The sequence below is a fragment of the Glutamicibacter sp. Je.9.36 genome (genome assembly GCF_051129975.1).
Lineage (GTDB): Bacteria > Actinomycetota > Actinomycetes > Actinomycetales > Micrococcaceae > Glutamicibacter.
The window spans coordinates 388,557-412,443 of sequence record NZ_JBCPSN010000003.1 but is presented as its reverse complement, the minus strand read 5'-3'; the positions used below and the strand labels follow the sequence as shown (position 1 = coordinate 412,443).

Annotated in this window: 16 protein-coding genes; 10 read left to right on the top strand and 6 right to left on the bottom strand. The window is 61.3% G+C overall.

Annotated features, from left to right (window positions below; all coding sequences use genetic code 11):
* Positions 1 to 40 precede the first annotated feature (40 nt).
* Genes AAZQ98_RS10245 through AAZQ98_RS10230 form a run of 4 tightly spaced genes read left to right on the top strand, consistent with a single transcriptional unit; the run spans position 41 to position 7,612 of the window.
* Positions 41 to 565 (top strand): WhiB family transcriptional regulator, encoded by a 525-nt coding sequence (locus AAZQ98_RS10245; RefSeq protein ID WP_105657494.1) that lies wholly within the window; start codon positions 41 to 43, stop codon positions 563 to 565.
* Positions 511 to 4,035, top strand: a complete 3,525-nt coding sequence (locus tag AAZQ98_RS10240; RefSeq protein WP_434692157.1) for a glycosyltransferase family 2 protein — start codon at positions 511 to 513, stop codon at positions 4,033 to 4,035. Before AAZQ98_RS10245 ends, AAZQ98_RS10240 begins: the two co-directional genes overlap by 55 nt.
* Entirely contained in the window at positions 4,035 to 6,656 is a 2,622-nt protein-coding gene (locus AAZQ98_RS10235) for a DUF5719 family protein (RefSeq protein ID WP_434691921.1), read from the top strand. Before AAZQ98_RS10240 ends, AAZQ98_RS10235 begins: the two co-directional genes overlap by 1 nt.
* Positions 6,657 to 6,682: 26 nt before the next feature.
* Entirely contained in the window at positions 6,683 to 7,612 is a 930-nt protein-coding gene (locus AAZQ98_RS10230; RefSeq protein WP_434691918.1) for a COX15/CtaA family protein, read from the top strand.
* Positions 7,613 to 7,623: 11 nt separating this feature from the next.
* Here the strand turns inward: AAZQ98_RS10230 and AAZQ98_RS10225 are convergent, their stop codons facing one another.
* Positions 7,624 to 8,082, bottom strand: a complete 459-nt coding sequence (locus AAZQ98_RS10225) for a metallopeptidase family protein (protein ID WP_434691916.1) — start codon at positions 8,080 to 8,082, stop codon at positions 7,624 to 7,626.
* 91 nt (positions 8,083 to 8,173) lie between these two features.
* Here AAZQ98_RS10225 and AAZQ98_RS10220 point away from each other — a divergent pair, with 91 nt between their 5' ends.
* Together AAZQ98_RS10220 and AAZQ98_RS10215 are read left to right on the top strand one after the other, a co-directional pair.
* On the top strand, positions 8,174 to 8,575 hold the full coding sequence (locus AAZQ98_RS10220) for a DUF3499 domain-containing protein (protein WP_208294212.1): 402 nt from the start codon (positions 8,174 to 8,176) through the stop codon (positions 8,573 to 8,575).
* A gap of 284 nt (positions 8,576 to 8,859) precedes the next feature.
* Positions 8,860 to 10,308 carry a TIGR01906 family membrane protein gene (locus AAZQ98_RS10215; RefSeq protein ID WP_434691914.1) on the top strand — a complete coding sequence of 483 codons (1,449 nt, stop codon included), beginning with the start codon at positions 8,860 to 8,862 and terminating at the stop codon, positions 10,306 to 10,308.
* Positions 10,309 to 10,380: 72 nt separating this feature from the next.
* On the opposite strand, the gene AAZQ98_RS10210 is transcribed toward AAZQ98_RS10215, so the two are convergent.
* Positions 10,381 to 12,222, bottom strand: a complete 1,842-nt coding sequence (locus AAZQ98_RS10210; RefSeq protein ID WP_434691912.1) for an AMP-dependent synthetase/ligase — start codon at positions 12,220 to 12,222, stop codon at positions 10,381 to 10,383.
* A gap of 78 nt (positions 12,223 to 12,300) precedes the next feature.
* Entirely contained in the window at positions 12,301 to 13,911 is a 1,611-nt protein-coding gene (locus tag AAZQ98_RS10205; RefSeq protein ID WP_332594734.1) for a dolichyl-phosphate-mannose--protein mannosyltransferase, read from the bottom strand.
* A gap of 68 nt (positions 13,912 to 13,979) precedes the next feature.
* Between AAZQ98_RS10205 and rsmI the strand changes: the two genes are divergently transcribed.
* Both rsmI and AAZQ98_RS10195 read left to right on the top strand, forming a co-directional pair.
* Positions 13,980 to 14,840: a 16S rRNA (cytidine(1402)-2'-O)-methyltransferase gene (gene rsmI, locus AAZQ98_RS10200; RefSeq protein WP_434691909.1), complete on the top strand. Its 861-nt coding sequence runs from the start codon at positions 13,980 to 13,982 to the stop codon at positions 14,838 to 14,840.
* Positions 14,841 to 14,978: 138 nt separating this feature from the next.
* A complete protein-coding gene (locus AAZQ98_RS10195) occupies positions 14,979 to 16,466 on the top strand; it encodes an NAD-dependent succinate-semialdehyde dehydrogenase (protein WP_434691907.1) in 1,488 nt (495 codons plus the stop codon).
* A 67-nt stretch (positions 16,467 to 16,533) separates the two neighbouring features.
* On the opposite strand, the gene AAZQ98_RS10190 is transcribed toward AAZQ98_RS10195, so the two are convergent.
* The 3 genes from AAZQ98_RS10190 to AAZQ98_RS10180 form a co-directional block, all read right to left on the bottom strand.
* Positions 16,534 to 18,879, bottom strand: coding sequence for a transglutaminaseTgpA domain-containing protein (locus AAZQ98_RS10190; RefSeq protein ID WP_434691906.1), 2,346 nt, complete (start codon positions 18,877 to 18,879; stop codon positions 16,534 to 16,536).
* An 80-nt stretch (positions 18,880 to 18,959) separates the two neighbouring features.
* Positions 18,960 to 20,276: a DUF58 domain-containing protein gene (locus AAZQ98_RS10185; protein ID WP_434691903.1), complete on the bottom strand. Its 1,317-nt coding sequence runs from the start codon at positions 20,274 to 20,276 to the stop codon at positions 18,960 to 18,962.
* 9 nt (positions 20,277 to 20,285) lie between these two features.
* Positions 20,286 to 21,248: an AAA family ATPase gene (locus tag AAZQ98_RS10180; protein WP_133833064.1), complete on the bottom strand. Its 963-nt coding sequence runs from the start codon at positions 21,246 to 21,248 to the stop codon at positions 20,286 to 20,288.
* A 209-nt stretch (positions 21,249 to 21,457) separates the two neighbouring features.
* Between AAZQ98_RS10180 and AAZQ98_RS10175 the strand changes: the two genes are divergently transcribed.
* On the top strand, positions 21,458 to 22,414 hold the full coding sequence (locus tag AAZQ98_RS10175; protein WP_434691899.1) for a TatD family hydrolase: 957 nt from the start codon (positions 21,458 to 21,460) through the stop codon (positions 22,412 to 22,414).
* Positions 22,415 to 22,672: 258 nt separating this feature from the next.
* Positions 22,673 to 23,839, top strand: coding sequence for a transglycosylase family protein (locus AAZQ98_RS10170; RefSeq protein ID WP_434691897.1), 1,167 nt, complete (start codon positions 22,673 to 22,675; stop codon positions 23,837 to 23,839).
* Positions 23,840 to 23,887 lie beyond the last annotated feature (48 nt).

Here is a 23,887-nt window from a genome sequence, read left to right as displayed (position 1 = left end):
GGCCCGATCTCCTCAAACCAATCGAAAGGTCAACATCACCATGGCGAATCTGGAGCAGGGGTACTCCGAATTTTCGACCTCGGCTGTTGCGTCGGCTCAATACGGGCTGGAGGACGCACCATCCGACTGGTTTGTCGATCCTCAAGCCGGTGAGTCCGCACGGGTTGCAGTTGCAGCCGATCTGGAGACCGCGGCCGACAGCTTCCTGAAAGAGCACGACACGTTATCCGACACCGAAGAAATCTCCTCGGTTGGCTCGTGGGCTCCTGAGCTCGACGAGGATGACGAAGTGCGCGAAACCATCAAGGCAGTTTGGCTTGGTGTTGGCGGCGAAGTTGACGAGGGCGAGCTGGGCTGGCAGGCCCGTGCTCTGTGCGCACAGACTGACCCTGAAGCGTTCTTCCCTGAAAAGGGCGGATCGACTCGCGACGCGAAACGTGTCTGCGGCGCATGTGTTGTCCGTTCGGAATGTCTAGAATATGCCTTGAGCAATGACGAGCGCTTCGGAATCTGGGGAGGGCTCTCAGAGCGCGAACGTCGCCGTCTACGGAAACGAGCAATCTAATTCGTCCGCCAATTCACGTCACCGCCATCGTTGCTTCGCACGATGGCGCTGACTTTTTACCACGCACTTTGGCCGCACTGCGAAACCAGTCCCGGCCTATCGAACGCTTCGTCGGAGTTGACGCTTCGTCCTCTGACGCATCGCTAGAGGTCCTGCGGGCGAACCTGCCTTCCAACTCCGCCTTGCTGGTGGCCGATGAAGGATCCCTGGGGCTGTCGCTGGAAGTAGCGGTTTCGCAACTTCCCGAAGCGCGTTCGGACCGTGATGAATGGCTATGGATTATCCATGATGACTCCATGCCTGCTCCCGACGCGCTGGAACAGCTGACGCGGACCGTTGAGGCCTCCGAATCGGTATCCATTGCCGGTTGCAAGCTGCTGGACATCGATAACCCGCGCCACCTGGTCGAGGTGGGGCTGAGCGTGGACCGCAAGGCCCAGCGCCTGACCATGATCGATATCGACGAAGTCGACCAGGGCCAGTACGACGGACGAAGCGATTACTTTGCCGTGTCCTCGGCCGGCATGTTTATCCGGCGCGAGGTCTTTGAGCAGCTGGGCGGATTCGACCCGGCAATTCCGGGCCGTGGCGACGACGTGGACCTCTGCTGGCGCAACCGCCTAGCCGGCCACCGCGTGGTCGTGGTGCCAAGTGCCAAGATGTACCACCAGGTCGAGGTCGTCGACTCGCTGGCAGGCCCACGCGAAGCCAAGCGCTCGGAAGTCTTCCAGCGCTTGAAGTTCGCTTCGCCTTTGGAACTGCCGTTCTTGTGGATTGGATTGCTGCTCGGCGGCATCGGCCACTTCCTCGTAGCATTGCTGGCCAAGGACCCGGGGCATGGCTTCAGCCACCTGGCTTCGGTCCTGCGCGGACTGTTCTCCCCGGGCAAGCTGGCCGCTTCGCGTCGCAACGTCGCCCAGATCCGCGAAATTCCACGCCGCCAGGTCCGCAAGCTGATGGTCTCCGGCGCACAGGTGCGCGAATACCGCCGCAATGTGAATACCGGGCGTGCCGATGGCGAGGTCTACGGGGATGGCAGTGGTGCCGACGCGATGGTTGAACCTAGCGGTGACAACTTCTCCGACTTCGTGCGAATCGCCCGTCCGCCGCGCACCACCGCGGTACTCTCGCTGATTCTGGCGCTCTTGCTCTCCGGGGCCGCTTCGCTGGTTGCTTGGCGCAGCCTGCTTGGATCCACTGCTTTGTCCGGCGGCGCGCTGCGCCCGCTGTCCAACAGCAACCAGGAAATCGGCGCCAACGCCCTATCGTGGTGGCAGAACATCACCACCGGATTGAGCGCTCCGCCGGATAACTCCGATGTGCTGTTCTGGCTTTTCTCGCTGGTGACTTTCAACCATGCCAACGAAGCTTCGATCTATCTCTTCTTCGCCGCGATGCCGTTGGCCGCCCTGACCGCGTGGTGGGGCATTGGCGCGGTGAGCCGTTCGCGTGCTGTCCGGTTCTTCGCCGCATTGATCTGGGCCCTATTGCCTTCATTGGTCTCTTCGCTGGCCTCGGGACGAGTCGGCTCGGTTTTGATCCATATCTTGCTGCCGCTGTTCTTCCTGGCAATTATCCGTGCCATGAATGCCCATGTGGCCATCGAAGGCGCGAAGCCCAAGAACCCGAAGCAGCAATCCGTGTCCGCATGGACCGCTTCGGCTAGTGCGGCTTTGCTGCTCTGGGTGATTTCCGCGGGCTCCGTTTCATTCTTCCTGACCGCCAGCATCCTGATTTACGTTTTGGCCATCTTCTCGGTGCGCCGCGCACGCAGCCTGTGGTGGATCCCGCTGCCTGCAATCGTGTGGAATCTTCCGCTGCTGTTTGCCGGCCTGGGCGATCTGCGGCTGCTGTTCACCGAGCCCGGTGCGGCGCGCGCGTTCTCGCCAGCTGCCCCATGGCAGATGCTGCTGGGCTTCCCGGAATCCTTCAACGCCAACGCCTCGCTGGTGGGTTGGGACTTCCTGCCCGCCGGTCCGTGGGCCTTGGTCGCCGCACTGCTGGTCGGTGCTCCAATCATCTTGCTGGCTGTTTTCGGGACCTTGAGTTCTTCGCTCAGCCACAGTTCCAGCATGCGCCGGAACTCCCGCCGCCTGCTGTGGGGCGCAGTCCTGTCGCTGGCAGCGGGATGGGCCGTCGGTTTTGTCCCGTTCACCTTGGACTCGCACACCGCGGTGAGCGCCTACACCGGTCCGTTCGTCTCCTTTGCCATGTTTGCATTGCTTGCAGCTGCCGCCAACGCGCTAGCTGCCCTGCGCCATGAAGATCAGCCGCGCTCGATGCGGATGCAGGGTTCTCGTCCGGCGATGAGCCTGATGGCCGCATTCAGCGTGCTCGCGGTTCTCGCTTCCGGCGCCGTGCTGCTTGGTGCCCAGCTGAATCCGGCCGCGGAGTCCGAAACGCTGACGTCCCTGAATTCGGCTCAGCAGGTCCACAGCTCCCAGCCTCGCACCCTGCCTGCCACGGCAGCCGATGCGGGCCGCTCCGAATTCCAGAAGCGCACCTTGGTGCTCAGCCCGCGTTCCTCCGGTGAAATCGACAGCCAGTTGGTTTCGGGCTCCGGTGAAACCCTGGACAGCATCAGCCGCTACTCGCAGGTCAAGCAGCTGGCCGGACCGCTGCTGGAACCTGAACGCAATGAAGCTTCTGCCACCGCGCAGGTTCAGAGCAAAGCCGTAGCGATGCTGCTCTCCGAGTCTGCATTGGATTCGCGCGAATCGTTGCGCGACTTGGGCGTGGGCTTTGTCGTGCTCAACGAGACTGGTGAATCTGTCCCAGCGACCGTGCGCATCCTGGATGCGGCAACTGGGCTGGCATCGGTCGGCCAGACCGACAGCGGCTGGTTGTGGCGAGTGGATTATGAAGCCGATGAAGAGAATCAGGGCGCTGGATTTGCCCGCGTTGTCGCTGAAAACGGTGACGTGAGCGTATTGCCGACCCAGCGTGGCAAGATCGCCAATCTGGAAATTCCGGCTTCTGATGCCAAGCGGACCCTGGTCCTTGCAACCGCGTCGGATCCGAAGCTGCGGGCCAGCGTTGATGGCGAATCCTTGCGTTCGGTGTCCTATCCCGAGGATTCGGAAACTCGATGGGCCCAGGCTTACGAGCTTCCTGCCGAGGGCGGCAAGCTGACGTTGTCGCACAAGGACTCCACGGCCATACCGGTTCTGGTGCTCAGCGCGATAGTTCTGCTGATTACCGTCCTCCTGGCCATTCCAGTGCCAAGCTCGCGGCGATTCGCCAACTACCGCAACAACGAATACCGCTTCCGTGAACCACGCGGCGAAAATGAAGAACTCGCCGACGGCTCGGCCGTTTTGGCGGCCGCCGAAGTCCAGAGCCCGGCTACCGGCACCATGCCACTGAGCCGCCGCGAGGCACGCGAACGCGCCAGCGAGATGCGTGAGAACTTGACCCCGAAGCTCAGCGACCGGATTTCGGACGCCGATGCCGAGCAGGAGAAGAAGTAGTGAGCGACGAGAAGAACGTGAACTCAGCGGATTCTGCTGACAAGCCAGCTGAACAGACCCCGGCCCCGAAACCGGCCTCCGCGCAACCAGAAGCCAAGGACACCACCCCAGTGTCGGCGACGCTATCGCGTGCTGAGACAAAGGCTGCCAAGGCCCGGGCCAAGGTCGATGCCAAATTGGACAAGGCCCGCGCCAAGGAAGCCCAAGCCCGGTCCAAGGCCGAAGCGAAGAACGCCGAGAAAGCGGCGAAGGCTGAAGCCAAGGCCGCTCAGCGGGAAGAACCTAAAGCAAAGCCACAGCCCGAGGCGAAGTCAGGGAACAAGGATGCCACGGCAGCCGTGCCCACCGCGCAGGCTGCCCAGGCGAAGGCTCAAGGCGAATCGGCGGAACAGAAGCCGGCTCCCAAGCCGGACTCCGTTCAAGCAGGATCGGTGCAGCCCGAGGCTGCGCACGCCAAACTGCCTGCAGCTGATGCAGGCGCCGCGGGCACCCCTGATGCAGCTGCGCAGCCGGAACACGCCCAGGACGCCGAGCCTGCCAAGGACGCCGGCCCAGCCGCGGCTGGAAGCAAGACGGGACCTGTTGCCGCCCAGGACGCTGGACCGAAGAAGCCTGCAGCCCAGGACCCGGTAGTTGTTCCCGAACCAGTCAAGCCGCCAGCTGCAGAAGAGGCTGGGTCTTCCAAGAAGCAGAACGATGCCGGGGACTCCGCGGAGCAGCAAGGCGCAGCTGCGCAAGTTGCCGGCGTGGCAGCCACTGGTGCCGCAGCTGGCGCTGGTTCCACCGGGGCTGAGAAGAACCAGCCGGCCGGCCCGGAGCCTGGAGAAGAAGCCGCGAAGGCATCAGAACCGGAAGATCCGAAGGCTGCCAAGCGCCGCCATCGGCTGGAGAAGGTTCGCGCGCGGAACGCCGCGAAGGAAGAACTTGCCGCTGCCAGTGCGCTGGCTGCGCCTGCAGCCAGGCCGCAGGCGGAATCGGTGGACGGCAACGTATCGAAGCGTCGCCAGAAGCTGGACAAGGCCCGCGCCGCGGCCTCCAAGGATGCGGCTGCCGCGCCGACGCGCAAGAAGACCGGCGCGGTTCTGCTCAGCCTGGTAGCCGTTGCGGCTGCCGGCGCTGCAGTGGGTGCCGGATCAATTTTTGCCCCGGCACCGGCCGAGAAGTCGTTGCCAGCTGCCGTGACGAACCTGCCCGCAGGTGACTCCAGCAGCGTTTGCTCGGCAACCCCGCAGCTGCTCAAGGGCGTGGAAGGCACCGATGCGCAGTTCGCCCCAGGTGCCAAGGACATTTCCAGCAACCTGCGCAGCATTGCCGTTTCGGATCTGGCCAAGCGCATTCCGGGCTCCTCCTTCACCAAGCTCGATGGCAGCGGCGCGCATGAGCTGACTGGACGCATCGCTGAGGATGAAGCTGCCGAGGCCCGTGGCGCTGATGATGAGGGCCTGACCGGCCGCGCCAGCAAGATTTCAACTGCCAACGATATCGATGACGCCCAGGTCTACACCTTGCAGCCGCTGGGCGAACTCGCTTCGAAGGGCAGCGCCGTGCGCAGCTACCAAGCCAAGGATGGCGACCTGGCAGGGCTTGCTGCCGCAACGTGCCAGGCCCCGGCGTCCAACTGGCGATTCACCGGCCTGCAGACAAGTACCGGATCCACCAGCGTGATGCATTTGGCCAACCCAACGCACACCACCGCCCAGGTATCTCTGCGGCTTCGCGGTCCAGACGGCTTGATCGACACCTCGACGCTGCAGAACATTGTCCTGGCAGCGGGGGAGAGCCGGGCCATCGTGCTCGGCGGCTTCGCGCAGAACCTGAATTCTGTTTCGGCTGAAATCACCAGCGTCGGCGGAAAAATCACTGCATCGGTCCAGCAGGCCGCTCTGCGCGGTTTGACCCCGTCGGGTGTTGAACTGGTCAGCGCCAACGCGACAGCTTCCAACAATCAGGTGATTCCGGGAGTATGGATCGAGAGCAAGGAGAATATTTCCAAGCTCAGCAAGGACAACAAGTCCTTGGTTCCACAGCTGCACGTTGCGGCAACCGGTTCCTCGGGCGCTGGATTCAAGGTGAAGGTCCTGGGCGAAGACGGCGAAGTCGCCGCCAGCTTCGACGATAACCTCGCCGTCGACTCCGACGCGACGAAGATTGTGGATCTGACCCAGCTGGCTGGTGGCTATTACACGGTAGTTGTCGAGTCCGATGCTCCGGTCACCGCAGCGGTGAAGATGGTTCGCGGTGCGGACCCGAAGGATTCCTCGGACACTGCCTGGGCGGTGAGCTCCAACGCGCTAGCCGGTACGCAGGCCATGCCGCTGTCGGCTAATGGCACTGGGAAATTCGCCATCGCCGCCGTAGCTGCAGACTCAGCGGTGGAAGCCGTGGTGGTCAATAAGGACGGCAAGCTGGAGGAACCGAAGAAACTCCAGATCAAGGCCGGGCAGAATATCGTCTTCGATCCGAAATCTGTCTCCGAAGACGCCCAAGCAGTCATCTTCTCGACGGATGCCAACGCTTACCTGGCCCAGCTGGTGCTCGGTTCCGAACGGTCCATCGCTTGGGCTGCCATGCCACAGGCGAATGCCGGGCGCGACGGCATTGTGGTGAACATCGGCGGCTAGGAATCCGCTATTAAGGAACTGGATAATTGAAGACCCCTTTCGCATGGCTGGCTGAGCGAATCACGCTGGAACGTCGTTCGCTCAAGGCAGCTTCGCTATCGGCAATGATCGCAGCGATTCTGATTATTGTCGGCGGCGGTGTCGTTCGAGTCACCGGGTCAGGACTAGGCTGCCCCGACTGGCCAACCTGCACCGGCGGTTCCATCGCGCCAACCGCTGAGATGGGGATTCACGCGACCATCGAGTTCGTCAATCGGCTGCTCACCTTTGTCCTGTGCGCAGCGGTTGGTTGGGTCATCATTGCCGCCCGCCTGCAACGCGACCCAGTTCCGGGCATCACCCGCTGGGCGTGGTTCCAGTTCTGGCTTGTTGTGCTCAATGCGGTCATTGGCGGGATCACCGTCTGGGTGAAACTGAACCCCTACGTAGTTGCCGCCCATTTCCTGGCCGCGACCTTGCTGCTCACTGCCGCTGCGGCCACCTGGGACAAGGTGCAGAATCTGGGAAACGCCGGATCAAAAGCCAGTGCGGATTCGCTGAAGTCGCTGGGAACCTGGTTAGTTGTTCTCAGCGCCCTGCTCGTCATCATTGGCACCGGGGTGACCGGCTCAGGTCCGCATGCCGGAGACTCGGCCGAGGTCCCGCGGATGGGCTTCGACTGGCTGCAGATCACTCTCGTGCATGCCGCAGCAGCCGTGGGCGCACTGGTTGTTGCTTTGGTGATGTGGCGTCAAGCAAGAAAAGAACAAGTACCGGACGTGGCGCACAAAGCCAAGCTCTACCTCTGGGTATTGGCCGGACAGGGGCTGCTCGGAGCGATCCAGGCCATGACCAGCCTGCCAGAGCTGCTTGTGGTCGCCCACCTGGTTGGTGCTGCGCTGGTATGGATCGGTGCCGTGCGCGTTGGCCTGGCCTCCCATGCGCCGGGACGTGAAAGCCGGATCCAGGCCAGCTAGGGAAGATGGCCCTAGTAGTCCGGATCCTCAGGGAAATACGCGGGGTCCACTTCCGAGATGGGTTTCATCCAAAGCTGCGCGACCTCGTGCACCACGCACTGATGGACCAGATCCAAGAGTTCGCCGGTGTTTTCCGCAATCTGCTCAATGGGCAAGCGATAAATGATGATGCGCGCTGGGCGGCTAGCCGAAGCTGGCTTTGATGATGCAAGCGGCACCCGCTCGCCCAGTGCAGCAGCCTGTTCCAGCAGCTTGTCACTGGGCACCGGATCAATCAGGAAATCGATCTTTTCAATTTCTCCGGGCCAGCGTTCCGAGAGCCTTTGCGCACTGGCCATCACGGCATCATCAAATCGTTCCGGCCGTGAACGGTAAGCAGGAAGATGCATGGGCATCAGCGGGCCACGCCGCCCGCGTCCGTGGCGGTGGCGACGGGAACCGCTTGGCGGATCAGGCAACTTGGAGTTCATTAACTCAGCCTAGCGCTTGCGACACTGTGCCGGTGCCCATCAGCCCGCAAATGGGCGAAGATCCCAAGGATGTGCTGACCAGCCGAGTAGAATGGCAAACGTGGAAGGTCTTCGTCTTTGTTCTCGCCCAGCCTGCCGTGAAACGGCCCGCGCTACTCTTACCTACGTATACGCAGATTCAACTGCTGTTCTTGGGCCTTTGGCGACGTACCCGGAACCGCACTGCTACGACCTGTGCGCCCGCCATGCGAACCGTCTGACAGTTCCCAGCGGGTGGAGCCTGATCCGCGGAGCCATCCCGGATGTGCTTGAACCAGAAGATGAGCTGAACGCGTTGGTGAATGCCGTCCGCGATCGCGAACCAAAGGTTCGCGAACCTCGCCACGCATCGGATTCGCCCATTGATTCGGTCCGTCCCCGCGATATCCGTGCACAGCGCTTTGACACTCGCGTCCGCTTGGCTGTGCTCCCAGCTGGCGACGAAGAAGCCTAGACCTTCTTCTCGAAGAATTCTTGAACCTGCATCGGCACTTTGGCGGCATCTGCAGCGCCTCTTTGTGTCCTAGCTGAAATCCAATTGTGGTGTGGTAATCCGTCAGATGACTCGCCTCGCTGGATATGCTAAAGGCGCGTGGGCCGTACTCGGCCCGTAAAGCAACCCCAAAACAGCACACCATCGCGCGAATTGCAGGAGGACTCCTCATGGCTGAGGCGGCGAAAAACCCCACTGGAGGGCAAGGAACTACGGGCCAGCCGGCACCGGCTGCCACTGGCAACATGCCAAGCCCACAGACCAGCCTGAGCCAAAAAGCTGAAGAGCTTACTGCGCGCCTGGAAAAGCACAAGAACCAGGCCCAGGCAAACGCCGCTGCCCAAAAGGAAGACGCCCGCAAAGAGGCCATCCGCCGCGCGATGTCCGGCAAAACCGACGCCGAGACCAAGAACCCAACTGCAGCTCCTGCAGCCAAGGCGCAGCCTGCCCCCGTGAAGCCAGCGGCAGACAAGCCTGCCGCGACCCCTGAGGCCAAGCCTGCTGCGGCCAAAGCCCCGGCAACCAAGCAGCCGGTCAAGCCAGCGCCCGTCAAGCCCGCGGCGTCCAAGCAGGCAGCCGCCAAGCCAGTTGCGGCCAAACCTGCGGCCGCGAAGCCTGCCGCCAAGGCGCCCGCTGCGAAGCCGGCCGCCAAGGCCCCCGCTGCGAAGCCGGCCGCTAAAGAGCCAGTAGAAGATGTCATTCGCGCCATCAAGCTGCCGCACGAAATCGAAGCTGAGAAGCAGGTGCAAAGCGAAGCCGTAGCCGGTGCCGGGAAGTCCGCTGAGCCGCAAGCCAGCGAGAAGGCAACCACCGCGCAAAGCGTGCCACCGGTGTCTGCTGCTCCGAAGACCGGATCCCTGCCAACAACTAAGGCTGCCGTTGCCCAAGCACGCAACCGCGTCTTTGGCAGCTACGCGCCAGAACCGGAACCTTCCGAAGCGGCCGTGAAGCGCCGGGTTGCGCGCGAACGGGCACTGAACTCGAAGCCGGCCCTGGGCCGTACTGCCCAGGTGATCGTGGCTCTGGTCTTCCCGCTGTTGACCTTGATCGCTGCCATCCGTTTGGTCGCCACGCCGGCTTTCCTGGCCCTGGCTTACGGCCGCCCTGGATTCCCGAGCGATTCCTTTGGTTTCACCGATCCTGAACGCCTGACCTACGGCAGCTACGGTGTGGATTACCTGAACAACTTTGCCGGCCCCGAATACTTGGCCGGCCTGAAGCTTTCCACCGGTTCAAGCATGTTCACCGAAGGGGAAGTCCAGCACATGGTGGACGTGAAGAACCTCATCGGGTTCGCCTATATCCTCGGAGCTGTTCTAGCGGTCATCTTGATCATCGGTGTTTGGTACCTCGCCAAGCGCTATGCAGGCGGCGTACGGCGTGCATTGTTCTCGGGAGCGATCTTGGCCTTGGCGGGCATTGCTGCGCTTGCCGTCTCCGCGATTGTGGGATGGGACAATTTCTTCACCCAATTCCATGCCCTCTTCTTCTCCGAGGGCACCTGGACCTTCAACGTCAGCGATACGCTGATCCGCCTGTACCCAGAGCAGTACTGGCTCGATAGTGCCATTGGCATCGCCGTGCTGGTGCTGGCCACGATCGTCGCTGTATTGATCAGTTGCTGGCCAACAGGCCGCCGCCGTGAGGCGGCCCGGCTGCGCCAGGAGGCCCGTGCGTTCGGCATTGGCAACTAGCTGGCACAAGGCTTAAAGCACTGGGGGAGCAGTTCATGGTGAACTGCTCCCCATTGCTTTACCCAGTGGGAATTACTGGCGGTAGAGGGCTTCCACGCGGCCTTCGAATTCTTCGAGAACGCTCTGGCGCTTGAGTTTCAACGAGTTGGTCAGGTGCCCGGAAGCTTCGGTGAATTCCTCTTCCAGGACCACGAACTTGCGAATGGACTCAGCCTTGGAAACGGTCAAGTTAGCGGTATCCACGTAGCTCTGGACCTCGGCGATCACTGCTGGGTTGATCGCCGCCTCAGCCAGGGTCATTGCTCCAAGCCCCTTGGCCTTGGCCCACAGCACCAGTTCTTCGGGATCCAGGGTCATCATGGCCGTAATGAATGGGCGCTGTTCGCCAGCCAGTACGCACTGGGAGACGATGCGTCCGGCCCGGACCATCTCTTCCAACGGGCCAGGGGAGACGTTCTTGCCGCCGGCGGTGACGATCAGTTCCTTCTTGCGGCCAGTGACCTGTAGGAATCCTCCATCATCCAGGACACCGGTGTCACCAGTCTTGAAATAGCCGTCTTCATCGAAGACTTCAGCCGTGGCGGCAGGATTGTTGTGATAGCTCGCAAAAACCCCAATGCCCTTGACCAGGATTTCACCGTCATCAGCGATCCTGATGGAGGTGCCGGGAAGCGGACGACCCACGGTGCCCACGCGGATTCGTGATGCTTGATTCACGGTGGCTGGGGCGGTGGTTTCGGTCAGGCCGTAGCCTTCGAGCAGTTCAATGCCAGCGCCGCGGAAGAAATGAGCCAAGTCCGGGTTCAACGCACTGGCTCCGGAAATCGCGTAACCGCAGTGGCCGCCAAAAACGGCCTGCAACTTCGGGTAGAGGACCTTGCTGAACAAGGCATGGCGGGCACGCAGGCCCAAGGGCATGCGAGTCTTGAGGCCACGCGCACGCGCGTCACGGATCTTGGAAACCTCGATGGCTGCCTGTTCTGCCTTGAGGAACAGCTCGGCCTTGCCACCACGTTCGGCCGTGGCCAAAGCGGTGGTGCGAATTTTCTCGAAGACTCGCGGCACGGCCAGCAGGAAGCCGGGCTTGACCGCGGACATGTCCTCGACAAGATTAGCCATGGAACTGGAATGCGCAATCACCGATCCGCCGTGGATGCAGGTCTGCTGGACGGCACGAGCCAATACGTGGGCCAGCGGCAGGAACATCAGCGTTCGGCGCTCTTCACCGAGCACTTCGAGCATATGGCCGGCCAGATTATGCGCCACCATGGCAAAGTTCGAGTGGGTCATGTTGCAGCCCTTGGGACGCCCGGTGGTACCCGAGGTGTAGACCATCGTGGCCACGTCCTGGAGGGTCATGGAAGCACGGCGGGATTCGACCAGCTGCTCATCGACTTGGTTGGCAGGAACCATCAGCTGATGCAGGCCAGCGGAGGGAATAAGCGTCTTGTCCGCCGTGTCGGAGCCTTCAAAGATGTGGGTGCGTACCGGTTCGCCCAGCTGAGCCGCCGCCTGGCGGACGTTGGCGCGCAGCTCGTGGTTTTCGGCGAAAACCACGCGCGCACCGGAGTCGCGCAGGATCCATTCGATCTGGAAGGCGCTGGAGGTTTCGTAGATGGGGACCGTCACGCCTCCGGCGAACCACACCGCTTCCTCTGCCAAAGCCCATTCATAGCGGGTACGGGAAATAATGGCGACCTTGTCACCGGGCTGCAGCCCATCATTGATCAGCGCCATTGCCAGGCGCTTGACATCAATGAGGAAATCACCGGCACTGAGATCATGCCAGGTGCCGTCGCGCTGCACGCTGAACAGTGGCCGTTGCGCCCCACGTGCTACGCGATCAAGGAGTAGGTTCGTCGTGTTTACTTCTGGTGCTAGATCAGTGAGTAGCTCGACGGTTACTTCTTGCATTGAAGAATTGTCCTTTGGGATTCGATGGTCGTCTTAGTGGCCTATTTCATGGAAACAGGTGGCCAAGCCACGGGCAGCCTAGCCCCAGCTGGGGAGCCACACGTGCAAGCGCCAGTAGTCATCCGCGATCATTTCCCCACTCCAGATAGGCCAGAAAAAGGCCGACGTGACTAGGAATAACGCCATGAATATGGTGAGTACGATGATGCGTGATCGGTGCGCGGCACTGGAATTAGGGTCGCGTGGAATGAACCTGCCAATCATATACGTCAACGCGAGTACCATGAACGGAACCAGTGGCAGGGTGTAGAAGAAGAACATCGTGCGCTCTGGGTACATCAGCCACGGCAGGAACCCGGCCGCCACCGATGAGAGGATCGCTCCGGCCCGCCAATCCCGGGCGCCAATCCACCACAGAATCAGCAAGAACATGCTGATGGTGCAGGCCCACCACATCAACGGGTTAGGCAGGTCGGTAATGACCTCGGTGCAACGCTCCAGCCCGCAGCCGTTGGCTCCCTTGTCGTAGCCTTCGAAGTAGAACAGCACTGGACGTCCGGCGAAGGGCCACGTCCACGGCGAGGATTGCCAGCCATGCTCGGAGTCGAGCCCGGTATGGAATTCGTAGCCAGCCTGGTGATAGTGCCACAAGGAACGCAACGGCGAGGGCAGCCAGCTAATGCCTTCGCCGGGATTCTCCTCGGCCCAATGGCGGTATCGGCCGCCCTGGGTGATCAGCCATCCGGTCCACGTGGATAAATAGGTCAGCAGCACCAGCGGCAGCATGGTGAAGAAGGAATAGATTCCGTCGCGGATGAATGCCGCCGACTGCCACTTGTGAACTCCTGCGGTGCGCCGCGCACCAAAGTCCCAAAGCACCGCCATGAGGCAGAATACAGCTACGAAGGACAGCGCCGACCATTTAATGCCAACTGCGCCACCGAGCATGATCGCTGCGATCAGCCGCCATGGGCGCCACCAGAGCATGGGGCCATGAACGAGCAGGAAGTCATCTGGCCGGTTCCCCTCGGGCACTGAAAGCTTCCGGGCAAGCACGGTTCTGCCATGTATCCGGTCTTTGAGCAGGGCATAAAATGCGGCAAGCACAAAGAACATCAAGAAGATGTCCAGCAACGCGGTGCGCGACATGACTATGGAATGGCCGTCGATGGCCATAAGCAAACCGGCGATGCCGGCAAGGACGTGGGAACCGAAGAGCAAGCGGGCGCACAGGGTGACTAGCAGGACCGAGAGGGTGCCGACCAACGCTGTGGAAAAACGCCAGCCGAAGCCATTGAAATCACCGAAGAGGAGCATGCCCACGCCGATCATCCACTTGCCCAGCGGCGGATGGACGACAAAGGAAGATTCAGCTTCCAGCTGCGGGTCGCCCGCGATGAACTTCCCATCGCTGTCGTCAGCCCATTCGCGCTCGTATCCGCTTTGCAGCATCGCGAAAGCGTCCTTGACGTAATAGGTTTCATCAAAGATCAGCAGGTGCGGGTGCGCCAGATTGACGAAGCGCAAAAGGCCGGCAATGAGTGTCACGACCAGCGGAATGATCCACATCAGCGGGCCGCTGGGAGCCACCACAGGCAGGAGCCGCTGTTTCAGGCTCTCGAAAGTGAAGGCCTGTCGCGCCGAGCGTACGTGGCCGGAGTCCGGAGTGTCTAAAACCGAGGTGCCCATCACCAATTCATGCTACCGGTGGAAAGTCCAGAAAGTGGGCTTTTCCTGCGTCGCGTAGGCTTAAGAATGTGCAGAACTCAGATAATGAGGGCGTAATCGTCCTGGGAGCCACCCCGATTGGCAATTTGTCCGACGCCTCCCCGCGTCTGCGGGAGATTATGGCCAGTGCCGATATCATCGCCGCGGAGGACACCAGAAACTTCCACCACCTGGCCCATGCCCTGGGCATTAAAATCACTGCGAGGGTGATGAGCCTGCATGAGCACAACGAGGCTCACAAGCTCTCCGAGGTGATTGACCTGGCCGCCGAGGGCGCGACTGTGCTGGTGGTTTCCGATGCAGGAATGCCAGCGGTATCGGACCCCGGCTACCCATTGGTGGCCGCTGCCTTGAGTGCAGGCATCCGTGTCACCGCGGTACCGGGCCCTTCTGCGGTGCTCACCGCGCTGGCCCTGTCCGGATTGCCAACTGGCCGTTTCACCTTTGAAGGCTTCCTGCCGCGCAAGGCGGGGGAACGCCGCAAGCGCCTGGATTCCGTGCTCGCCGAAGATCGCACCATGGTGTTCTTCGAGGCCCCTCACCGGCTGAGCGACTTCCTGGATGCCGCTATCGAAGCATTTGGCCAAGACCGCCAGGCCGCCGTAGCCCGCGAGCTGACCAAGAAGTTTGAAGAGGTCCGTCGAGATTCACTGGCAAATCTGCGCGCATGGGCAGAAGATGGCGTACGCGGAGAAATTGTTGTGGTGGTCCACGGAGCCCCGGAAGCCGAGGCCGCATCCATCGAGGATTTGCTTCCCAAGGTTGCAGCCCTCGTGGAGGAAGGCATGCGCATGAAGCAGGCCGTGGCCGAAGTGGCCGAAAAATTCGGCGTGAAGAAACGCGAGCTTTATGAAGCTGTTCTGGCAGCACGTCACGAAGCGGGAAAATAGCCGAAGTCGCATAGGCTAAATGCACAATGAATGCTCGCGTTTATCGTGCAGACGGCAATTTACAGCCACCACCTGCCAGGAATAGCGTAGACATCAAAGACGATTAGTTTTCATTATTTTCTATCAGGAGATGCTCGTATGTCGATTACTGCCCAGCGCGAAGCGGAACTGCTTGCCAAGGTGCCAACCGGCCTATTGATTAATGGCGAATGGAGGGATGCCTCCGACGGTGGCACCTTCGACGTGCTCGACCCGGCTACCGGCGAGAAGCTGCTGACACTGGCCAGTGCTACGAGCGAAGACGCGATGGCTGCACTGGATGCAGCTGACGCAGTCCAGGCTGAATGGGCACTGACCGCACCACGCGAACGCGCGGAGATCCTGCGCCGTGCTTTCGACCTTGTCACCGAGCGCAAGGATGACTTTGCGCTGCTGATGAGCCTGGAAATGGGCAAACCACTGGCTGAGGCCTATGGCGAAGTAACCTATGGCGCCGAATTCCTGCGCTGGTTCTCCGAGGAAGCCGTACGCCACTACGGCCGCTACCTCACCACCCCCGAGGGCAAGAACAAGGTCCTGGTCCAGCACAAGCCGGTTGGCCCATGCCTGCTGATCACCCCGTGGAACTTCCCGCTGGCCATGGCTACCCGCAAGGTCGGCCCGGCAGTAGCGGCAGGCTGCACCATGGTGCTCAAGCCAGCCAAGCTGACCCCGCTGACTTCCCAGCTTTTCGCAGCCACGATGATGGAAGCAGGCCTTCCAACTGGCGTGCTGAACGTGGTCTCCGGCGCTTCGGCCTCGAAGATCTCCGGCCCGCTGATGCAAGATGACCGTCTGCGCAAGGTTTCCTTCACCGGCTCGACCCCGGTGGGCAAGCAGCTGATGAAGGACGCCGCAGACAAGGTCCTGCGCACCTCGATGGAGTTGGGTGGCAACGCACCATTCATCGTCTTCGAAGATGCCGATCTGGATGCCGCTGTCGAGGGCGCCATGGCAGCCAAGATGCGCAACATGGGCGAAGCCTGCACCGCTGCTAACCGTTTCCTGGTCCATGAGGACGTTGCCGAGGAATTCACCGCCAAGTTCGCTGCAGCGATGAAGGCCCTGAAGCCAGGGCGCGGCACCGAAGCCGACACCACGGTAGGCCCGCTGGTCGAGGAAAAGGCCCGCGACGAAGTCCACTCGCTGGTTGAAGCCGCCGTCGCCGCCGGCGCGACTGCCATCACCGGCGGTGCGCCAGTTGACGGCCCGGGCTACTTCTACCAGCCAACCGTGCTGGCCAATGTCGCCAACGACGCCAAGATCCTGAGCCAGGAAATCTTCGGCCCAGTGGCACCAGTGACCACCTTCAAGGATGAGGCCCAGGCTATCAAGCTGGCCAACTCCACCGAATACGGTTTGGCTTCCTACATCTACTCGCAGGACTTCAACCGCATGTTCCGTGTTTCGGAGCAGATCGAATTCGGCCTGGTTGGATTCAACGCTGGCGTGATCTCCAACGCCGCGGCACCATTCGGTGGCGTGAAGCAGTCGGGCCTGGGCCGCGAAGGCGGCGCCGAAGGCCTGGAGGAATACACCACCGTGCAGTACATCGGCATTGCCGATCCCTACGCAGCCAAGAAGTAGTTTCTCCAGCTCGCGCCAAGGCCCGACCGGATTCTTCCGGTCGGGCCTTGGCCGGTTAAACCGATGGCTACCTGTCGATTCGCGTGGATTCTTCCGAGCGCGAATGACGCGGGTGCACCGAAGCAGGGAACAAGAATGCCCTGATTCGTTGGATAAAGGACAGCTCGCCGCGCAAATTGCCCTGGATCGCGTGCAAGGCGTCAAGCAGCGGAGCGGCATCATCAGCGCTGGGATGCCTGTTGGCGTAGAAGCTCTCTTGGATGACAGTTTTCAGGGACTGCAAATCCTTGGCGACTTGAGGATGGTCTTCGCCCAGCCGGGTAGTGTAGTCACCGGCCGACTCGTGGCGGCCGGCCGGTTCCCGGTAATCGGCCCCAATAGCCTGCAGCTCGGCCAGCAGAGCTGGAGCGGCATCAGCGCCGCCACGGCGCACGCGTCCTAGCCGCTCCTCACGCAGGCGATGGCGCCGCCATGGGGCAACACCCAGTGCGAGGAAGGCCAGCAACAGGACCGCTGGCAACAGCCACACTGCCTTTGCGCCCTGCGTCCCAGAATCTGCGGACGGTGCCGGCGCAGAAGGCGCGGCGCTGGCCGGTAGGCTCGGGTTGCCGCGCTCGGTGGGCACTTGGGGTGCAGTGCTTTCTTGCGGGTTCGACGTAGGAGTTGGTTCCGGCGCGTAACTTGGCGAGTAGCCCCGACCCGGGGTGGGCTCAAACGGAATCCAACCCAGCCCGTTCAAATACAATTCTGGCCACGCGTGGGACTGTTTCCCGCTGACGGTATATCCGGTGAGCTCGGTACCTTCTTCCAGGCGCCGTTCCAGCATGCTCTGGGCGGTGTCCCCGGTGATTTCGAGTGTGTCTCCGCTGGCTTCACCGGGTGCATACCCCACGGCAATGCGCGAAGGGATTCCGGCTTCACGAGCCAGCAGGGCCATCGCCGAGGCGAAGTGCACGCAATACCCCTGGCGCCGGGCCAGGAATGCTTCAACAACTCGACGATTGGCCCCGTCGTAGCCTTCGCGCAGCGGGGTGCGTTCGGAGTACACGAAATTCCCGGAACGGAAGAAATGCTGCAAAGCCACGGCGGTATCAATGTCGTTGGCAGGCTTCCCCTTCTTGCCGAAAACCTCATCGAGGGTTTGCTGCAGCAACGGTTCCAATCCGTTGTCAGGATCCTGCGGAAGACGCAGGTATTCCTCGGGCAGCTGGTCGCTGGCGTCGACTCCCATGTGCCCGACGTTGCGGACCATTTGCGTGCTGATGGCCAAATCCGCGTAGGCCACTGAAATGTCGTTGGTCGATGCCATGGCGTCGCCAGTGAGCCTAGCCACCGAGGTCTCGTAGGTCCAGTTCCAATCCCCGACGATGCCCTGCACGAAATAGGATTGGTTGGGCAAAGGGAGGACCGGACTGCTGATGCCATCAGGCCAAGTCATTCGCAAGACTTCGTCGGTGCTGTTGAACGTGCTGAAATTCGTTGACACCGCGGAGGTGCCATCAAGCGTGTGCTGCATGGAGCTTTCGCTTGGTTCCCAGCGGTCTGCGGACAGATCCTTGATCACCTGAGTGCGCAGGTAAGGCGCTTCTTCAGCAGTTGTGTAGTAGTCCAGGATGGGAACACCGCTGTTCGAGCGGAGGTCTCTTCCGAGGTTGATCAGCGGATCGACATTGCTGGCCAGCAGATCACCCGAAGGGCGTTGCCCTTCGGAGAACATGCCGCTGCGGAAACCAGGCATCCAGATGCTGGCCGCCAAGAGGGCACCGACACAGGCCATCACGCTGACACCCAGAATTCCCAGCGTCCTGGGCGCGGGAAGCATCACTTGGGAATGCTTGGAAGATGCAGGGGCAAAGAGATACGGAATCAGCGCAATATAGCCGAGCACTGCCGACAACAGCAGCGCGAGATAGCCAATTCCGGCGCCTTCCTGCTTGAACAGCGACGCGATGATCGGCGCCAGGGACAAGGGAATGATGATCAGCATGGCCATGCGCCGCGAGCTGGCCAGCAATTCCACGATCAGGCTGATTGCCAAAGTGAAGCACAATACGCTGAAAGCCACAGAGCGGGAATTGGCTACCGGCGGCACCTGGGTAGCTAGCTGGATTCCCGCTTCACCAAGCACATTCCACACCCATTGGGCGAGAGGCAAACCGTAGATGTTGCTTTCCCGGGCATCGCTGAGCGCAATGGATGCCACGGCGACGATTGCAGCAGCAGGAACAGCGCTCCAGCGCAAGCGGCGGACTGCGCGCAGCAGACCGGCGCACAGGTGCACGGCGAAGACCGGGAGGACCAAGGCCGGGAACCAGCTGGAGCCTTCAATGACCCCGGACAGCGAGGCGGCACCCGCTAATACAGCGACGGCAAGGCAGCAGGCAGCAGCAACCCGCACGAGCAGAAGCCGCATCGCGGGAGCCGAGCCAACGCTCGGTGCCGGATTTTCAGGAGTCGGGGCAAGAGTGCTTGCCCCAGCACGGCCAGCGCTCATCATCCCCACATCTCGTCTATCGCCATATCGCCGGGAAGAATATGCACTTTCCAGCTGGTGCGAGCCAATTCAAGTTGTATCTGCCCATAGCGTTCAGGGTGGCTGACCAGCAGGAAAACCTCGACATTGCGCACGATGCGCGAGAGCGTAGCCAGCCAAGCTGCCTGCGGCGCAGTGAGCTCTCCGAGGATCATGATGACCGGTTCTTCGCGGAACACCAAGAGCTCCTTGCGCAGGGTATTGCCCAGAATCTCGGAACCGTTGGCTTCAACTGTTCCGTTGGCCAAGGCCAGGTCCGAAGTCGCGGCATGGAAGTCTTCAAAGCTGTTCAGCGCGCCGAGCTCGGAGACGCTTTGCGGGTCCCGTTGCGCCAACGAGGCCCCGGTGAGGTCCCGGAAGGCGAGCTGGTAGCCGCTAGTGGCATATCTCAGGCCGATGCTGCTGGCCAACGACAACGCATTTTCAAAGCGGCGGCTGCTGGTGAGTGCTTCGGCGTGAGCCTGCGGCAACGAGATCCTCAGATCCGATCCGCTGTGATTCCAATGCTCGAAGGAAGTGTCCAGGACCAGGAGCGCTTGCGCGGTTGCCACGTGGTTTTCCTGGCGGACCATGAGCTTTCCGTGCCGGGCGCTGGCTTTCCAGTGCACCTGGCGGACGGAGTCGCCTTGCTGGTAGTCGCGCGTCGCGACATCGTAGTAGTCGGTGGTGGTGCTCCTGGAGAATTTCGCATCGCCAGTGAGCGTTCGTTCGCCGAGCGGGGCGAAACGATCCAACCGGTGCAATTGGGAACGCACGGGAATCTGCAGGCTCGCTCCGGTGCGCACCATTCCCTGTATCAGCCCCAGAGGGTCCACGACTATTTGCTGGGCTGGTCCCACAAGGTGGATCCCGCGTGTGCGGAACACCAATTCGTATTCGATTGAACCCGGGGCCTGGAATCGTGGGCCGGGCCCGAAATCCTCCGGCAATTGTTCCTGGATGATGGAACGCTCAGCACACGACAAGCGGAACTTGCTGACCTCGCCAACGCTGGGAACCGCAGAGAGCAGCTCCCGGTGGATAATCGTGCGTCCGCGCAGGCGCAAGGCCAAACCCCAGTTCGCCAATGCCAACGCCACCAGGGCCAGGCCCAAAGCCATCATTTCGTGCCGGCCCAGGAGATATGCCACGAATACCAGCAGGCCGCCAGCTCCGGCAGTGCACCAGCCGCGCACGGTGAACAGGTCAAGGTGCCAACGCCGCAGGGCTGTCGCCGAATTTTCGGTGCGCGTCCAGGACAGGGCATCGCGCGAATCGTAGCGGGGAATCTTCTCCATGGCTGCCCGTTAGCTCACGGGGGTGCTGGCAACAAGCTCTTGGATCACGGCGCTGGCATCCAAGCCGTCCGCAACCGCTCGCCGGGTCAGGATCAACCGGTGGTTCAGCACCATCTGGGCCACGCTGCGAACGTCTTCTGGCAAGACGTGGTCGCGTCCATGAATCGCGGCATGGGCTTTGGCCGCGCGAACCCACTGAATCAGTGCGCGAGGCGAGGCCCCCAGCGCCACCTGCGGGTGCTCGCGTGTGGCTCGGCCCAGATCCACTACGTAGGCGCCTAGCCGTTCGGTGACCGTCACCGCTTTAACCTGCTCAATCATGTATCCCAGATCAGCCAGCTGCACCACGGCTTGCAGTGCCTCCAATGGGTCGTACTGGTGCCGGCCGGTGAGCATGGTGATTTCGGCATCGCGTTGTGGGTAACCCAGCGAAAGCCGTGCCATGAATCGGTCACGCTGCGCCTCGGGCAGGGCGAATGTGCCCTCGGATTCCACCGGGTTCTGCGTGGCCACAACCATGAAAGGCTGCTCCAGCCGATGGGTGATCGAATCGACGGTGACTTGCTTTTCTTCCATGCATTCCAGCAATGCCGACTGGGTCTTGGCATTCGCGCGATTGATTTCATCGGCGATGACGATATTGGCGAAGACCGGTCCGGGGTGGAAAGTGAATTCGTGAGTCTGCGGGGAGTAAACCGAGACACCGGTGACGTCACTGGGCAAAAGGTCCGGGGTGAACTGGATGCGGTGCACCGAACCATTGACGCTGCGCGCCAATGACTTGGCCAGCATGGTTTTACCGACCCCGGGAACGTCTTCCACCAGCAGGTGGCCCTGTGCCAGCAGGACCGTCAATGCGCTAGTCACCGCCTCCGGCTTGCCGGTGATGACGCTCTGGACAGCATCGAAAATGCGCTGGCAATTGGACTGGAATGCCGAATCTAGCGACGGCACTGTTCGGTTTGCACTCATGCGCGGTTCCTCCTGAAGAACGAATCGTTGGCAAGATCAATCGCCGCAGCATTCATTCAATTGGGTCTTGCATCACATCATATGGGGATCTTTTGTCCAGCAACAGAGCCTAACTACCGGGAGCTGAGCACCTGATTGTCGTTGCTACCCCTAGTGGTGCCACAATTAACCACAGATTCGATCCCAGTATTCACGCGCAAAGGATAACCGTGTCCAAGAAGAAGCACACTGATCCCACCCTGGTTCCCGAGGCATACCGCCCGACGGAGCAAGCCGCTGCAGCAGAGCAGGGGGAGCGGTCGCGTGCTTCGGGCAATGGAAAAGGCGGAAGCCAGCGCAATTTGCAGTACCCGGAAGCGCCAGAAGCGCTTCCAGTGCCAGTGGTCGATAACCATACGCATCTGGATTTCCTTGACGGAACTGTGAAGGTCACGGCTGCCGATGCCCTGGCGGCGGCAGCGGCTGTTGGCGTGAAAGGGCTGATCCAGGTCGGCTGCGACGTGGAGTCATCGGAATACGCGGTCCAGGTAGCTAACGAGTACTCGAATATACTGGCCGCGGTAGCCATTCACCCCAACGATGCCGCGCGTCTGGCTGAACGCGGGGAGCTGGAGGGAGCGATCGCGCGGATCGAAGAACTTGCCGCGGATCCGCGGGTGCGTGCAATTGGCGAAACCGGGTTGGACTACTTCCGCACCGGTGAAGACGGACGGGGTGCCCAGGAGCATTCCTTCCGGGAGCATCTGCGCATTGCGGTGGAGCAGGGCAAGGCCCTGCAGATCCATGACCGGGATGCCCATGAGGACGTGGTTCGCGTGCTCAAGGACGCGCCATTGCCGGGGAAGGTGGTCTTCCACTGCTTCTCGGGGGACGCGGCATTAGCCCGGATCTGCAACGACAACGGCTGGTACATGTCCTTCTCCGGAACTGTGACATTCAAGAATTCGCATGATCTTCGCGAGGCCTTGGCGCTGGCGGATCCAGAACTGCTTCTGGTGGAAACCGACGCACCGTTCTTGACGCCGCACCCCTTCCGGGGCCGCCCGAACGCCAGCTACATGATTCCGTACACGACTAGGTTCTTGGCGGAAACCAAGGGGATCGATCTGGCCGAATTCTGCACCCGGATCGATGCGAATACGCGAGAAGTGTACGGAGAATTCTAGACCCGGAGGTTGTGTGTCTCGTTACAGGACACTTGCCACAAATATAACAATTCGGTTACGGTGGATGAGATGTCCGGTACCGCCCCCGCCTATTTTCGGCACGGTGTGTTCAGGACAGCCTGATCCTCACGCCTTGCTGCAAGTGGAAACACGGCGCAACTTTGACCGAAGGACAGGCAGCGAACACTGCCGGGCCCAACCGAAGATCCTGACAGGATTTCCGCAGTTGGGTCTACAAACGATGGGGATCTCATTACCGTGACTCACTTGCTCAAGAAGACCTGGGTGAAATACCTGGCTCAGGCGCTCGCCGTAGCCGTGGTTATTGCCGGTGCTGTTTTCTATATTTCTGGCCAGAAATCGGTCGTCATGTCGGTTGACGGCCAGCGCCAGGAAATCACCACCCGTGCTGCCACCGTTGGCGCACTGCTGGAACAGCAGGACGTTGCCTTGGCTGAGCGCGACGAGATCTCCGCAGCACTGGATTCCGAGCTTGCCGACCAGCAGCTTGTTGATATCAAGCGCAACAAGTCGATCGAAGTAACTGTCGATGGCACCGAGCGCGTTGTGCACACTACCGGCATGACCGTCGCCGACGTGGTCGAACAGCTCGACCTGGACAAGGGTTCCGAGGTTTCCCTCGATGAGGACATGCAGCTTGCAGCCTTGAGCGATGAATTGGAAGTCATCACGCCCAAGGAAATGACCCTGGTCGTCAAGGACAAGAAGAAGAAAATCGCTACGACTGCTTTGACCGTCAAGCAATTGCTTGCCGACGAGAAGATCAAGGTCGACGGCAACGACGAAGTCAACGTCAAGATCAAGGACGAAACCGACAAGGACGTCAAGGACAGCGTCAAGCTGGCCGCGGGCATCACTGTCGAGGTGATCGACGTAACGGTCAAGACCTGGGACGAAACGCGCGACATCGACTTCGAGACCAAGAAGGTCAAGGACAGCTCGCTGGATAAGGGCGACACCGAGGTCAAGACCGAAGGCAAGAAGGGCGAGCGTGAGCTGACCCTGCGCCAGGAAACCCGCAACGGCAAGAAGGGCGAGGAAGAAGTCCTCAAGTCCAAGGTCACCAAGAAGCCGGTTGCCGAGGAAATCCGTGTCGGCACCAAGGAAGAGAAGAAGGAAACTTCAACTTCCAAGAACACTCCAACCCCGAGCAGCATCTCCTCGACCTGGGCTGCACTGGCCAAGTGCGAATCCGGCGGCAACTGGTCGATCAACACCGGCAACGGCTACTACGGCGGACTGCAGTTCTCGGCATCGTCGTGGCGCAATGTGGGTGGCACCCGGTACGCACCGCTGCCGCACCAGGCAACTCCGCAGGAGCAGATCGCTGCAGCTGAAGTGCTGCGTCGATCAGGCGGCTGGGGCCACTGGCCATCGTGCTCGTCCAAGCTGGGCCTGCGCTAAAAGCAAAAGCCGAATAACAACGCGACGCGTCCACCATCACGGTGGATG